General features: G+C 34.6%; 12 protein-coding genes. 7 read left to right on the top strand and 5 right to left on the bottom strand.

What is annotated here, in order from left to right:
- Window positions 1–106 precede the first annotated feature (106 nt).
- Window positions 107–1441 carry a TolC family protein gene (locus A8L32_RS09085; protein ID WP_066629992.1) on the bottom strand — a complete coding sequence of 445 codons (1335 nt, stop codon included), beginning with the start codon at window positions 1439–1441 and terminating at the stop codon, window positions 107–109.
- A 257-nt stretch (window positions 1442–1698) separates the two neighbouring features.
- On the opposite strand from A8L32_RS09085, the gene A8L32_RS09080 reads away from it, so the two are divergent.
- The 5 genes from A8L32_RS09080 to A8L32_RS09060 all read left to right on the top strand — a co-directional run bounded on the left by A8L32_RS09080 (window position 1699) and on the right by A8L32_RS09060 (window position 7219).
- Window positions 1699–2058, top strand: a complete 360-nt coding sequence (locus A8L32_RS09080; protein WP_066629990.1) for a four helix bundle protein — start codon at window positions 1699–1701, stop codon at window positions 2056–2058.
- A gap of 41 nt (window positions 2059–2099) precedes the next feature.
- Window positions 2100–3467, top strand: a complete 1368-nt coding sequence (locus tag A8L32_RS09075; protein ID WP_066629988.1) for a sigma-54-dependent transcriptional regulator — start codon at window positions 2100–2102, stop codon at window positions 3465–3467.
- Entirely contained in the window at window positions 3464–4834 is a 1371-nt protein-coding gene (locus A8L32_RS09070) for a sensor histidine kinase (RefSeq protein WP_083631245.1), read from the top strand. Before A8L32_RS09075 ends, A8L32_RS09070 begins: the two co-directional genes overlap by 4 nt.
- Window positions 4835–5229: 395 nt before the next feature.
- Entirely contained in the window at window positions 5230–5844 is a 615-nt protein-coding gene (locus A8L32_RS09065; RefSeq protein ID WP_066629986.1) for a Crp/Fnr family transcriptional regulator, read from the top strand.
- A 91-nt stretch (window positions 5845–5935) separates the two neighbouring features.
- Window positions 5936–7219, top strand: coding sequence for a T9SS type A sorting domain-containing protein (locus A8L32_RS09060; RefSeq protein WP_066629984.1), 1284 nt, complete (start codon window positions 5936–5938; stop codon window positions 7217–7219).
- 212 nt (window positions 7220–7431) lie between these two features.
- Here A8L32_RS09060 and A8L32_RS09055 read toward each other — a convergent pair whose 3' ends face one another.
- The 4 genes from A8L32_RS09055 to A8L32_RS09040 form a co-directional block, all read right to left on the bottom strand.
- The gene (locus A8L32_RS09055) at window positions 7432–7959 is read right to left on the bottom strand and encodes a GNAT family N-acetyltransferase (protein WP_066629982.1); all 528 of its coding nucleotides are present in this window, start codon (window positions 7957–7959) and stop codon (window positions 7432–7434) included.
- 430 nt (window positions 7960–8389) lie between these two features.
- The gene (locus tag A8L32_RS09050) at window positions 8390–9190 is read right to left on the bottom strand and encodes a hypothetical protein (RefSeq protein WP_143525049.1); all 801 of its coding nucleotides are present in this window, start codon (window positions 9188–9190) and stop codon (window positions 8390–8392) included.
- A gap of 353 nt (window positions 9191–9543) precedes the next feature.
- Window positions 9544–11568 (bottom strand): transketolase family protein, encoded by a 2025-nt coding sequence (locus A8L32_RS09045; RefSeq protein ID WP_066629978.1) that lies wholly within the window; start codon window positions 11566–11568, stop codon window positions 9544–9546.
- Window positions 11569–11925: 357 nt separating this feature from the next.
- Window positions 11926–12975 (bottom strand): DUF3810 domain-containing protein, encoded by a 1050-nt coding sequence (locus tag A8L32_RS09040; protein WP_066629977.1) that lies wholly within the window; start codon window positions 12973–12975, stop codon window positions 11926–11928.
- Window positions 12976–13025: 50 nt separating this feature from the next.
- On the opposite strand from A8L32_RS09040, the gene A8L32_RS09035 reads away from it, so the two are divergent.
- Together A8L32_RS09035 and A8L32_RS09030 are read left to right on the top strand one after the other, a co-directional pair.
- Window positions 13026–14378, top strand: coding sequence for a UDP-N-acetylmuramate--L-alanine ligase (locus tag A8L32_RS09035; protein WP_066629975.1), 1353 nt, complete (start codon window positions 13026–13028; stop codon window positions 14376–14378).
- Between the two features lie 301 nt (window positions 14379–14679).
- Window positions 14680–16052 (top strand): 2-hydroxyacyl-CoA dehydratase family protein (locus A8L32_RS09030; RefSeq protein WP_143525048.1); only part of this gene is annotated, 1373 nt, incomplete at its 3' end.

Below are 16052 nucleotides of genomic sequence, written 5' to 3'. Positions count from 1 at the left end.
CGAGTATTTTTTCAGTTTTGAGCTATTGGTAATAGCGCTTAATATTTTTGTTTTTTCTTTCTTCCGGTTCCCTTCTCCTTGTTCCTATTTCCCTTTTCCTTCTAGCTTATTGCCAAAAGCGATTTCCTAGGTAAAATTCTAAGGTTTTGCTTTTTATCTGATACTGAATTTGGGCTAGTAATAATTGACTCTCGGAATTCACCAACCTATCCTTTACAGTCAGTAATTCAATTACATTAATTAGCCCTTCGTTATATTTTTTCAAGGCTACCTCGTAAGCCAAATTATCTGCCTTTAACTTCTTTTCTGTTTGCACATATTTGGTTTGTAAAGCCTGCAACTCGCGGGTGTCATTGGCAATTTGATAATACAAAGACAATTTTTGCTCTTCATAATCATTTAAAACTTGCTCATGACTAATTTTGGCTTGCTTAACACGTGTTCGTTGTTGATTTCTATTAAAAATAGGAATAGAAATAGAAGCACCTACATACTTGTTTAAGTTGTTGTCGAACTGAGTAGGAAAGCCAACTACATTGCCGTTATCATCTATATCGGTATCATTAAAGCGCGAACCAACAGAAGCATTTAAATTAACCGAAGGGTAATAAAAACCTTTGGTAATAGCCACATTTTTTTCAGCTGCCAATAAATCAGCCTGTCCTTTTTTTAACAATGGCGAAAACTCGCTAAACACATGAAACACCGAATCAGACTGTGGATTTGCAAGTATTAACTTTGGATGGATACTATAATCAATATCAAAGTCATTCGTTTGTCCAAGGCTAAAATTCATTTGCTCCCAAAGTCTGTATTTAATTTCATCTAATTTATTCTGGGCCATGATGATATTTAGCTTTTCTCTTTCTAGAGCGGCTTGCATTTGTAGAAGATCTGATTTAGCCTGTAAACCTATCTCAACCTGAGCATTTGTCTTTTTAAGATTATATTCCGAAATCTCAAGTTGGTCTTTCGCAATGCTAACCAATCCGGCGTAAAACACCACATCATAATAAGTAGATAAAACATCAAAAGCCAAGTCGTCTTGATAATTCAATTTGTTCCATTCCGCTGCTTGTAATCTAAATTTAGTGTAAGCCATTCTGTTCAGCTTACTAAAACCACGAAATATATTTAAGTTAGCTCCAATGCTACCGTTAGCGCTAAAGTGCTCTGTATCTGTATATCTATTTGTGCTGTTATCTAAACTTCTACCATAACTCATCCCTCCTGATGTTGATGCAGAAACAGAAGGTAATAAATCGTACTTAGATTGTGCAGCAGACATGCGCTCACTTTTTACACTTAAATCATAACTCTTATAATTAAGGTTGTTTTCAATGGCATACTGAACACACTTATTAACCGTCCACATTTCTTGCCCTTGCGCTGCAGACAGTGTTAATAAGAATATAAAGCTATGTAATATTATTTTTTTCACGATATAGTTTTTGTGTTTTGACTTTTATAATACTAAAGCAGTGCCAAAAGCATAAGGTATTGAATATGTGTGAGTAAGTGTTTTGTCTTGCGGATGATGTGTTAATAAATTTTACATCCTAGTGTAAATATATTTTACACTATTTTGGAAATGGCCTTATCTTAACCTAGTTTTATAATGAAAAATCGGAACAGGAAACAGGTGGACAGGAAACCGTTAAAAAAGATCTTTACACATAAACCACAATTACTGTTATTATGGGAAAAATTGAAAAGTTTGAAGATTTGCATGTTTGGCAGAGCTCTATTGAACTAAGCGCTACCATATACCAAGTTTTAAAAGATTGCAAAGATTACGGTTTTAAGGACCAGGTATGTAGAGCCTCTGTTTCGGTTCCTTCAAATATTGCAGAAGGATTCGAGAGACAATATAATAAAGAGTTTGTGCAGTATCTTTTTATCGCAAAGGGTTCTATAGGAGAAGTTCGAACTCAATTAATATTAGCTAGTAGATTAAACTATATTCCTAAACAGGAATGTGATATATTGATAGAACAAACTCGAAAAATATCTGCCCAGTTGGCAAAATTAATCACAGTAAGAAAAGAAAAGTTCTAGTTTCAAATTTTTATTCTCGGTCTCCGGTCTCCAATTTTTTTATGATGAAAGGAAATATTTTAATAGTAGACGATAACAAGAGTATTCTAAGCGCATTAGATATACTACTATCCGTACAATACGAGCATGTAAAGTGTTTATCTACACCCAATCAAATAGTATCTGAGATAAGGCAAACCAATTATCAGTTGGTTTTGTTAGATATGAATTTTAAATCGGGTGCTAATACTGGTAATGAAGGCATATTTTGGTTAAGTGAGATTAAAGAAAAATCACCAGAAACCTCGGTTGTATTAATGACGGCCTATGGCGATGTTGAACTTGCCGTTAAAGCTTTAAAAACAGGCGCTACCGATTTTATATTAAAGCCTTGGGATAATTCAAAGTTGTTGGCCACCATTCAATCCGCTATTCAGCTGAGTTATTCTCGTAACGAGGTCAGCGACCTCAAGCAGAAGGAAAAGGAGTTGAAACGGGTTATCAACAAAGATGATAAATTTATTATTGGTTCTTCTCCACAATTAATGCAGGTGTTAAAGATGGTGCAAAAGGTGGCCAAAACAGACACTAATGTGCTAATTACAGGTGAAAATGGTACGGGAAAGGAATTAATAGCGCGCGAAATTCATCGACTTTCTAAACGAAACCATGAGATGCTGGTGTCTGTGGATATGGGAGCCATAACCGAAACGCTTTTTGAAAGTGAGTTATTTGGCCATGAGAAAGGCGCTTTTACGGATGCCAAAGAAGCTAGAGCTGGAAAATTTGAGGTAGCTAACAAGGGTACTTTGTTTTTGGATGAGATTGGAAACCTTTCTTTTCACCTTCAAGCTAAATTGCTGGCTGCCTTGCAAAACAGAGAAATTAATAGACTAGGTTCCACTACTCCAAAAGCTATAGATATTAGGTTGGTTTGTGCCACCAACAAAGACCTGCCTAAAATGGTTGAAGAGAGTTTGTTTCGTGAAGATTTGTTGTATCGGATAAATACCATACAAATAGAAATTCCTCCTTTACGGGATAGAGGAAATGATATTTTAGTATTGGCAGATTTCTTTCTTAAAAAGTATGCTTTTAAGTATGATAAACCAATTCCTAAACTGAATAAAAACACACAGGAAAAACTGCTCAAATACCCTTGGCCTGGTAATATTAGAGAACTGGAACATGCTATTGAAAAAGCTATTATTTTAAGCGAGAGCAATGTACTTAAACCAGATGATTTCTGCTTGAGACCAATCAATAATTGTAAAACGGATATTGATTCTTTAAACATTGAAGCAATGGAGAAACAGTTAATAGCTAAAGCAATGGATACTCATCCCGGTAATGTTTCTGCAGCAGCCGCTGAGCTGGGCATTACGCGCCAAACTTTGTATAATAAGATGAAAAAGTATGGACTGGTATGAGAAAATTGTTTTATTTACAATTAGCCCGTAGAATAGTATTTGTATTATTGTTTTCTGTTTCAGCTACCTACTGTTTTCTTAAAGAAGATGTTCATACTGCTTTTGGTTTTGCTTTCTTGCTACTACTTATTTGGGTTATCCTTAATCTGTTCAAATACTTAAATGGCGTACATGAGCAAATTAGTTTCTTTTTCGAATCTATTTTAAATGAAGATTTTAATTCGGTTTATGCTTTAAAACGCAAGAGCAAAGTGCTTAATCAACTCAATGAAAATTTAGAGAAGGTTAACCAGAAAATGCAGGATGCCTTAATGGCCAATGCACAACAAGAGCAGTACTTTAAAGCTTTAATTGAGCATATAGGAACAGGTGTATTAACTTGTAATTCCGAGGGCTTTGTTATTCATGCCAATGCCAGTATCAAACAAATGCTAGGGCTCGAACAACTGACCCACACTAAGCAACTTCAAAAAGTGGATGGGGCATTGCTTAAAGCGGTTAAGGACATTAAGCACAAGGAGCAACGAATGGTTAGCTTTAGCATTGGACTTAATAATACGCCTATTAAAATACTTCTTAAAGCGGTTGAATTTACTACTGGCAAGGAGCATGTGATGCTTATTTCTGCTCAGGATATTAATAAGGAGTTAGATGAAAATGAGTTGGACTCGTGGATGAAATTAATACGTGTTCTTACGCACGAAATCATGAATTCCATTGCTCCTATAACTTCGCTTTCTGAAACTGTGGCTTCGTTTTATAGTAAAGATGGCGTACCTGTGGCCAAGGAAGATATCAATGATAAAACCATTGAAACAACCATTAGAGCGCTGGATGTAATTCAAGATCAAGGTAAAGGTTTAATTAGTTTTGTAGATTCTTATCGATCGTTGATGCGATTGCCTAAGCCTAAAAAAGAAAAGATTGAGTTATGTGACTTCCTTGAAAAAAACGTCATTATCAATCAGGTGAATGGAGTGGGTATTCAACTAAATTACGATAATAAGGACAAGTGTTTGAATATTTGTGGAGATAAGGATCAATTGTCGCAAGTGCTAATTAATTTATTAAAAAATGCCAATTATGCCATTGAAGGTAAAGATAAACCAGAGATAATTTTATGGTTCGGTCGCAACAGTAAAGGTCAGGTTGAAATTACAGTAACTGACAATGGAGAAGGTATTGAGTCTGATTTATTAGAAGAGATATTTATCCCATTTTTCACCACCAAGGATTCAGGAAGTGGTATAGGTTTAAGCTTATCGCGACAAATAATGCGCTTGCACGGTGGTTGGCTAAAAGTAAACTCTGAGCTGGGCAAAGGATCTAGGTTTACCATGTTGTTTCAAAAGGAGGAAGAGTGTTAGTCTATTCTCTTCATATTTAGCCTGATGTTGAGCTCCAATTCATCCACATCCCGATTGGGATATACCTGTTTTATACCTGAATAGCTCCATCCCCATAGGGATATTGATATTTCAACGTTCTTTAGCCTCATACCCGTGGGGATGGGGTTATATAATTATTCTACACTAATATCCCCATCGGTATGAGGCCTACAAAGGCTGTTTTGGTCTTATCCCAACGGGGATGTTGGTTGTAAATTATTACTCTCGCTGGTGCGCGTCTTCACGCGTACCTATTTGTAACTATACCTAGATAACTTTTCCAAATTACTGATTCATCCTAATATTAATATAATGATAGCAGCAAGGATTCAATTATTGTATTAATTTAGCCGCCAACATCAACATTGCATAAAATGACTAAGTCTGTTTCTGCTAGCGATCATCATATTTTAAAAGACTTTTTTTTGAGCGCCGCAACTGTTAGTGATGAGCATATTTATGCCTTAAGCGAATTATTTAGTAAGCGTACTTTTAAAAAAGGCCAGGTAATACTCAAGGAAGGTGATATTGACAATTATGCCAACATTGTTACCAAAGGTGTGGTACATCAGTTTATTTACGATGAAGATGCTGTGATAACCATAAATATTACCCCCGAAGGTTTAGGTTTTAACAGTCTGAAAAGCTTTATTAAATCAAGCCCCTCGATAGAAGTACACGAAGCACTTACGGATGTTGAAATTCTATCTATCAAAAAGCAGGATATAGATGAACTTTCTAAAAAAAACATTGATTTATGTTACTTGCTTTATAAGATATATGAGTTTATTCTACTGGATAGAGAAAACAGAATGTTGATGCTTCAGTATCGTAGTGCTGAAAAAAGATTTCAACTGTTTCATGATATTATTAAGCGCTCGGAATTTATATTAAAGCATACTCCAGATAAATACATTGCTAGTTATTTAAACATGACTCCTCAGCAATACAGTAAAGAAAAAAGTAAACACATAAAAAAGCAATGTTAAAAGTTGTAACTAGTGTTATTTATTATCTACAGATAACTTTTTTGTAACAGGCAAATTGTTGTTTTGAACCGCAAACTCAAAACGATTTATTATGCTTAAACATGTACTATTTCTTGCCATTAATATATGGATACTAAACCCATTATGCGGACAAGAACAGCTATTTTCAGAAATTGAAGAGCCAATAAGTGCTATTAATACACAAAGTTTTATCAGCAATGGATTTAAACTTGATAGTGTGGTTCAATTTGTATTTAACGAATCATCTCAAAATTGGGATAAAAAAAACACCAAACAAGCCTACTCATACGACACGAAGGGCAACGAAACCGAAACCATCAATTATTTATGGGATGAAAACACCGAAAAATGGAAAAATGTAGACAAGAAGGAGTCAAGCCACACAACCTCGGGTATTTTAATGACGGACACGCACTATAAATGGGATGAGCTTGGAGAATGGAACAACGATCGCAAATACACATATTCATATAACAGCAAACTGTTATTAAAAGAAATATTGATTTGGGAAGCAAGCTCAAACACTTGGGAGGCACGACAAAGAGTTCGTATTGATTATTACGAATCGGGCCATATTAAAGAAGAAATCCGCCTGGTACGTGCTGCTCCCGAAATACCCTGGGAACCTACCCGAAAGAAGTTTTACCTTTATAAAGATGGTAAAAAGGAGAGCTTGGGCATTTCATTTTGGAACGAGCAAACCCACAGTTGGGCACCTCTTTTTTTGTACAATTATTTATATAACAGAACAGATCATACCCTTGAACAAATCATACGCTTTACAAAATCCAATGACGATTGGGTAAAGATTAGCGCTGTACTTTACAATTACAATATAAGTAAGGAACTTGAAGCAATAAATGTAGAATATGATGACCATGACGGAAAAGGTTACAAGGAAGTAGAGGAGAAAAGATACACGCACAACTTCGGCGTTTCTGCCAATAAATTGTTGTTACCGTATAAAAACAGAAACACTTCTCCCAATGTATTTCATCACCAATTAACAAAGAATAAGCTTTCTCGCTACGACCGGAGTTTTGATAAAGTGGTTCAATATAAAGAAGAAAACTATTATTATTCAGCTATAGGAACTCCAACAAACGTGCCTTCTACTGGTGAGGAGATAATTAATGTTTCGCCAAATCCGGCAAGTAATTATCTTAGTATAAATTGGCCCAATAAAGCTGAAACTATACAACTAAGTTTGTATGACTGCACCGGAAAACTAGTATTAAGCAATCAGTATTTGACTGGCGAAAAGATAGATATAAGCCAACTACAGCGAGGCATATACATATACCAACTTAGCCAGGGGCAAACCCATATTAAAGGAAAGCTTCTGGTTCAGTAATGGCTGATTTTAACTTCTGGTTTATATCATTTATCGGATGATTATAAATACCCTCAGGCTGGTGCGCGTGTACGCACGCGTTCCTTCTTTTAAATCAATTACCACACGGAGGGGACACGTGTGGTAGCTGGGGGTATTTAAAAAGAAAGTCTGCAATTTATACTGACATTATATGAACTTTATTTTATTGCTGCTAGGCTTTATTTGTTATTTTATTTTTTCCTAAAAATAACTGGGTGATATTTTTCAACAAACAAATCAACCTCTTTTTCGGATATAAAATTAGGATAGGACATTAATAATAATTGTAACGGAGATTGGTCTTCCTTTACAGGAGGTATTTCATAATGATGTTGATTCAGTTTAAACCCTACTCTTTCATAAAAACTTATTCTACGTTCATTAATATTGGATGTAGGTAGTTCAACCTCCAGTATAATCGACTTATCATCACTATCAATAAAATTATTCAGAATTAACCTTCCGATTCCTTTATTTCTTTGTTCTACAGTAGTAGCCAAGTGATCTATATATCTATGTGTATCAAATTCCCACCATAATATAAATCCAGCAAATTGGTTATTATCAATAAATACATCAAAATGATAGTTCTCATTTTGTAAGACATCCGATTGATCATCTAATAGTCTTCGCTCTTCAAAAGGAAAAGCATCTTCATAAAGCTCCCAGGCTTTCTGAAAATAATTATCTGAAATTTGCTTTAGTCTTATAACTTTCATTCGGACGCTGCTTGTAAAGAGTATGGGGTGTTAGGCCCTTAACTGAACCTATCATTTCAAATCCAGCGAGCTCTACTTGAGTCATGCCTTTTTTGTAACCTTGTGTCTTTTATAAAATGCCTTATTGTCATGTAATTATTTTTTCACAAATATCTTAATTTAGTCCAGTATAATCCAACTACAATTACCTGACATTTACCCGACATTAATATGTCTTACTGTATTTTGTCTAACGGCCGCTTGGATGAACAGTGTGGAGATAAAATCTAAATCCACTTCCGAAATCCTACCGAGCCAAAGCTTGTTATTGTATTTGTAGATTTGCGGTCCAAATGGAATGAAAAGCATTGGCGGAACTTGTTTCGCCATAATTCACTCCCAAATCACCGCCGCCCCACATTGTTTATTCCAATTTGTTGCCAACAGTTATTTATCTATAATCATCCTCATTTAAATATCTCTCTATTATTTCAGATAATAACTTGTTTTTCTTTACAAACTTCTCATTTTTAGTCATAAATAATTCATAATTGTCCATTTTAGTTTTTTCAGTCAGGCTAAATCCAATTTTATTAAATTCTTCATATGCATTTCTACCTAATCCATATTGATAATCATAAACCATATATGAGTTTGCATACCTTGCATTATTATCGTCAACTATAACTTTAATTTTTCTATTATATGTAGACATAGTGCATATATAATCCTCATTAAAATAAGGGTAATCGTTTTCATGATTTAATACCATATTGTCGTTTAATATATTTATTAAATGAAATATGTCTTCTTTGTCTAAATATGAACAAATCTTCCGTTTTTGATCAAAATCATTTAAAAGAATAATTCCCTTTTGTTTTCCTTTTAGTTTTTTATCAAAATAGAAAAACATATTATAAGCTCTTCCACTCCAACTGTTTCTGAAAAAATAATTGATTTCAATTAAAATAAATTCAGGCTTGTAGGAAACCATATCGCGACATATATACGTTTCTGATTTCTTTAAACTATCAATTTTGAAATCATAATACAGCCAATTACCATACATAAATGTTGTATCAGAATCAGATATTTGCATTCTACAACTTCCTTTATATTTTACAATGTCTAATAATTTGAAGTTTTCTGAGTTATGTATAGTATCAATCCGAATCACCTGACCAATTAAATTCGAAGTAATAAAAAGCAACATCAGGGTAGCTGTTTGTTTAGGATTGGTTATTGTTTTCAATTTTCTTAGATATTAACTTGTTTTAGCTATTGTGTTTAATTGTTGGCAACTATTCTATATACTAAATTTCGCATTGCGGTTATAGCTAGTACTACCACCATTTAACGCCTACTAAAATAGCATTATATCCTACCTATCATATAAATATTTAGCAAAAATATTACTTCTTGTCACTCACCTAACGCGTTCCATTATTTAGGTAATTACCATATTTAACGATACGTGCGGCAAGTGAGCAAATATTTATTATTTCCGTCCGTTTAATACAAACAAAAAAGCAAGCCCATTTTTGAGCTTGCTTTTCTTATATGATAATGAAAGCACCTAAGGAACTTTCAATATGTAACTATTTGCTATAGCTTAAGCATTTCAACAACTTGATTGAATACGTTTTCGCCTGTAAAACCGAATTTTTCATCTAACACAGAGTAGTGTCCAGAATAACCAAAGTGATCTAATCCCCAAACAGAACCGTTAGCACCTACTAAACCTTCAAGGGTTACAGGTAAACCAGCAGTCATACCAAAACGAGGAAGGTCTGTTGGCAAAACTTCAGTTTGGTAAGCTTCATCCTGATTACGGAATACACCTTCAGAAATTACTGAAACAATCTGAATCTTTAATCCTTTTTCAGCTCTTAATTTAGCAGCACCATCAACTAAAGTAGCTACTTCAGAACCACTGGCTAAAAGAACTACATCAGGATTCTCATCCTTTTCAACAATGTAAGCACCTTTTTTAGCTTGTAAAGCTTGTGTGTAGTTACTTCCTGGTAAGTTCTTAATATTCTGACGAGATAAGATTAATGCAGAAGGAGTTTTGGTATTTTTCAATGCCATTTCCCAAGCTACAGTTGTTTCTTCAACATCAGCAGGACGAAGTACCAACATAGAGTTATCTCCATCATGGTTTTTCAACTTCTCCATCAAACGAATTTGTGCTTCTTGCTCAATTGGCTGGTGCGTAGGGCCATCCTCTCCTACTCGGAAAGCATCATGTGTCCATACATATTTAACAGGTAATTGTTGCAAAGCAGCAATACGAGCAGCAGGTTTCATGTAATCAGAGAATACAAAGAAAGTACCTACTACTGCAATAACACCACCATGTAATGCCATACCGTTAGCAATTGAAGCCATGGTCAACTCAGCCACTCCCGATTGTAAGAATTGACCAGAGAAATCACCTTTTTCAAACGCTTTGGTTTTCTTTAAGAAACCATCTGTTTTATCAGAGTTAGCTAAATCGGCAGAAGAAACAATCATGTTTTCCACTTGCTCAGCAAATACACCCAATACAGTTGCAGAAGCAGCACGCGTTGCAGCACCAGCTTTTTGCTCAATAGCGCTATAGTCTAGTTCTGGAGCATCTCCAGAAAAGAATTTAACAAACTTAGCTGCTAATTCAGGATTGGCTTTTTCCCATTCAGCTTGTTCAGCTCTTTTGGCCGCCACATACTCCGCTTTCTTAGCTTGAGCTGTAGCATAAAGTTCAGCCACATCATCAAATACTACAAATGGATTTTTAGCATCTCCACCTAAGTTTTTGATTGTGCTATCGAAACAAGCTCCGGCAGCAGATAAAGGCTGACCATGCGTTGAAACCATTTTTTCGAATGAAGAACCATCTGCCTTAACAGCTCCCTTACCCATAATTGTTTTACCAATAATAAGGAATGGTTTTTCAGTTTCAGCTTGTGCAGCATCCATTGCTTTACGAATTTCGTCAGCATTGTTACCATCAATAGTCATTACTGACCATCCCCAAGCCTCATATTTTTTAGCTGTATCTTCTGTAGTTACAGCATCTGTTTTTGTAGATAATTGAATGTCGTTTGAATCGTAGAACATTACTAGGTTATTTAAACCTAAGTATCCTGCAATACGACCAGCCCCTTGAGAAATCTCTTCCTGAACACCACCATCTGAAATAAAAGTATAGATGTTGTGAGTCATCCAGTTTCCGAAACGCTCGGTTAAGAATTTTTCTGCAATAGCAGCACCAACAGCCATTGTATGGCCTTGTCCTAATGGACCAGACGTATTTTCCACACCTCTTTCAAAGTCAACCTCAGGGTGACCAGGTGTTGGACTTCCCCATTGGCGGAAGTTAGCAACCTCTTCCATCGTATACGCTCCAGTTAATGCTAACTGCGCATACAACATTGGCGACATGTGACCTGGATCTAAAAAGAAACGGTCTCTATTTACCCAATTTCTATCCTTTGGATCATAGTTTAGGTATTCAGAATAAAGAATGTTAATAAAATCGGCACCGCCCATTGCACCTCCTGGGTGACCTGATTTTGCTTGTTCTACCATGGCAGCTGACAATAACCTAATGTTATCGGCTGCTCTGTTCACAGTTACGTTACTCATCTTTTAAAAAAAATTACGGGTGTTAAACTTTCTATTAATTGGTTTATTACCCCTATGATCCGAATTAATTGAAAATCGCTGCAAAGGTAATTCTTTTTTGCAATTGAGAAATTTTAAAACGCTCTATATTAAGGTTAAGTAACTATTCAGTGATAAATAATGAATTAATATAATAGAGATTGCCCTAAAATACCCCAAAGTATCAACCGAGTTTGTTTTATAACAAGGTCTCGTAGAGTATTTTTTTATTTCTTTTAAACGTTTAAAAGATTATTAATACTATTACTTCGGCAGGTGTTTTTTGAAGGAATTAAAGTCTTGATTAGAAAATATCTCAGATCTAGTAGTTCCTGTAAACTATGAGGTCATGGATAAATAATCAACAATTAATTGAACCACGCCATTGTAATCCTGAATTCCTTTCTCAACATTATTCGTTTTTAGATACGCATCGTTGACTTTGCTAGCAGCTTTGTCAATGCTAGCATTTCTCCATTGCCGCCAATGTTTATTTTGGGCTTTAATGTCTGCTATTATCTCCGGACGAATTTTCTGAATCCATTTTTTTCTATTGCTTAAATCTTTCGATTGATATATAAAATAATCCAAGGCATATAACCAACCACTATATTCAATAAACTGATCATTGCTATGTACACATACAAACCACCCATAAAACCCAGCTTCGGCTTCGCTTGTAATACCAAACTGGTGAGACTTTTCATGAGCGCTAACCACCGGAATATCCCACTTAGTTAAATGTTTATTGATGTGAGTTTCGTTAAAGAAAGGGCCGTAATACCCAAGTATAGTAGCTTTTGCAAAAAAATCACTAAAGCTGATGTTTTTAATTCGTCGTGTTCCTGATGGATACTTTAGTTGAAGAAATTCGGCATTGTTTTGGTAAGATGCTTCAAGAGTTGAATCTAGGGTATCAAAGTTAAAATGCGCTGTTGGAGAATAACTCTCATTGGTTTTATTAATAATATATTCAAAAGTTTTTATAAATGTTGAATCGTTAGCCTCAGTTTTGTTTACACTTAACCTTGCATGTGCAGATTCTCGGTAGTAATTAAACCCCCAAAAAAAGTAAAAGCTAGCATATACAATACAAATTGTCTGAAAGAATCTAAGTAAGAAAGTGAGTATTCGTATCTTTTTAATAAAAAGTAAGATAATACCAACTAAAAAAAATACGATTAAGAAAAGATAAAATAAGTCGCCTATTGAGAACCCAACTTTAGATGATAAAAAGGATAGTGTTGAAGCTATAATGGGATATATACCAGTGGAATAATATCGTTCCGTTAAGTTGTTGTTTGCGTTAAATATATATTGTAACAGAATGGTAACGGCCAACAGAATAAACGGAGATATAGATTTTATATGCTTTGCCTTTATTTGCATGTTATTATAATTGTTAATTTCGTTGTTAAACAAAGATAGATAATATTACCATGCACATTCATTTTATTGCGATAGGAGGAGCAGCAATGCATAATTTAGCCATTGCGTTGCATCAAAAAGGATATAAAGTTACCGGTTCGGATGATGAGATTTTTGATCCTTCTCGATCTAGACTTTTAAAACATGGTTTATTACCTAATGAGTTTGGATGGTATCCTGAGAAAATTAATGATAGCATTGATGTAATTATTCTTGGTATGCACGCCCGTAAGGATAATCCTGAGTTATTAAAAGCACAAGAGTTAGGATTAAAAGTGTTCTCTTATCCTGAATATTTATATGAACAATGTAAGGATAAAAAAAGAGTAGTTATTGGAGGTAGTCATGGTAAAACGACTATCACCTCTATGGTTATGCACGTGTTAAAAGAAATGGATTATAATTTCGATTATATGGTTGGGGCTCAAATAGAGGGCTTTGAAACTATGGTCAAATTGTCTCACGATGCACCTATTGCTATTTTCGAGGGAGATGAATATTTGTCATCGCCAATTGATTTGCGACCAAAATTTCATTGGTATAAACCAGATGTAGCATTGTTGACAGGAGTTGCTTGGGATCATATTAATGTATTTCCTACATGGGAAAATTATGTTGAGCAGTTTAAAATATTTGCTGACTCAATGAATACTAATGGTACGCTAATTTGGTATTTATTGGATGAAGAACTTCAAAACATTAATAAAGAGTTAAGAGCAGATATAACAAGTTTAGCCTACGATGAAATGCCATCAGTAGTGAAAGATGGTAAGTCTGAAGTTTCATTTAATGGTGAAAAATTTAAACTGTCTATTTTTGGAGCGCACAATCTGCAAAATTTAAATGGTGCTCGTATTGTTTGTGCTGAGTTGGGTATAAGCGATGATGAATTTTTAAGATGTATTTCTAATTTTAAGGGAGCGGCTAAAAGGTTGCAAACCCTTAAAGAAGTCGAAACATTTGCTTCGTTTCTAGATTTTGCCCACTCTCCATCAAAGTTAAGTGCAACAGTAAGTGCTGTAAATAAGCAATATCCCGAAAGGAAATTAGTGGCTTGTATGGAGTTGCATACTTTTAGTAGTTTAAATAAAGATTTTCTACCTCAGTATAAAAATTCTATGAAAGATGCGGATGTTGCATACGTTTATTTTAACCCGAGTGTAGTTGAGCATAAAAAATTGGAACCTATTTCTGAAGATATGGTTTTTAGTGCTTTTGGAACTTCCAATGTAAAGGTGTTTTCAGACACTAAATTATTACAGGCTGAGTTGCTAAAACAAGACTGGAAAAATACCAATTTACTATTTATGAGCTCTGGTAATTTCTCTGGAATCGACTTTAATGAATTCGTAGAAAAGCTTTAAATTATTGTCTTCATTCCTTGATAAATTTTCCTTCAAAATATATCTTCTGTTATAAGAAATGCTTTTTTGAACCTATTTAAGGGTAAAGAATACTTAATTATACGGGGGTATTTTTTGTGATATGGTAAGTTCGTACATTAATATTTACATACTGATGGGGTTGTAATGTGCAGATATATAGCTGAATATGTTTGTCACGCTTTTGTCACGCTATTTTTATAACATTTTTTTCATTTGGGCAGTAACTTGTAATAAGAATCAATCAACACATTTTCAATAATCGATTCTTAACAAAAACCAAATGAACAAAACACACAATTTAACTAATGGTTTATTAAAAGCAGAAAAACGAAATGGCTCTTATGAGGCCTTTCGAGGATTTTATAAAGACTCTGCTCAAAGTGGTGATACTTTAAGTAGCGCTTCTCCAATTAAGTTGAGAGCTACTAAAAGTTTAATCACTCGTCGTACGACCTTACTTCGCGATTCCTTTAAACCTGATACTAAAGTAATGGCTACTTCACTTTTAGTGCCTTCTGAGTTTGCATGGGCATTAGATTGTGTACCGCTAAATCTTGAGATGTTTAGTAGCTTACTTGCATCGCATTCTAAAATAATCGACCTAAACAATAAAGGGAGTTTAACAGCGCCAAGGTGTAGTTTTATCAATTCAATGAAAGGGGCATTAATTGATAATCTTATTCCTATTCCAGATGTGTTGGTTAGCTCAAGTGCTTATTGTGAGAGTATTGGTTTATCATTTGAGGATGTGAAGCAAGAGTTTGGTATTGATCATCACCATATTGAATTACCTGTTTATTCTGCGGATGGTTCTTTCAAGCACCTGGCTCAACAACTCAAGAGTACTTTTCTTGAAATTGCTGATTCTCTTCATCTAGATCATGATATAGCTCTAGCCAAGTTTAAAGATGTAATGTATAAATCATCTATAGCTAGAAAAGAATTCTTAGAACTTTGGAATTATAGAAAGAAAAATGGGGCAATTAATCTTGGATTGGAGCCATTGCATTGGCATATGCAATTTTTACCTATGTGGGGAGATGATAAAGCATATGATATGTGTAAGCGCTTAAAAGATGAGTATATTGCTTATGCCGAAAATATGCCAGAGGAAGAAAAAGAAGGAATTCCTGTGGCTATGTATGGTTTAATACCATATGGTAGAACCGAGGTTTGGAGTATTTTAAATGAAGTAAATGCTTATGTTGCTTTTGAAGGTGTTAATTATTTAGGGGACTACGTAATGCCTGATCTTGAAAACTATAGTGCTTTAACTGTGGATGATCTATTTGAAAACTTGGCACAAAACTTAATTAATGTTCCTATGCGTGGTGGCGATATTATCGCTAAATCGGATAGTTTCATGAAGGAAGCTAAATCGTTGGGCAGTAAAGGAATGATTATCATTTCTCACGAACATTGTCAGCTATTAGCGCCAAGATTACATGAAATTGAAAATGAAGCAACTAAAAATTCTCTTAAAGTAGTTTCTTTAGGTGGAGATTGTATTTTAGGTATGCCTAAAGGACCAACTTCTTTTAGGTTACGAACTTTTTTAACCTCCTTACAAGGTGTTAGTCTGGGAGTTAAAGTAGAGCCTGTTAAAGAACATGAAACAAAAATATTACCTGATGGGTATAGGTTAGGTGTAGA

Origin of the sequence: Labilibacter marinus, assembly GCF_001659685.2 — a bacterium.
GTDB lineage: Bacteria > Bacteroidota > Bacteroidia > Bacteroidales > Marinilabiliaceae > Saccharicrinis > Saccharicrinis marinus.
Note: the sequence above shows the minus strand (reverse complement) of the source record. Positions and strands in the feature narration are given on the sequence as shown.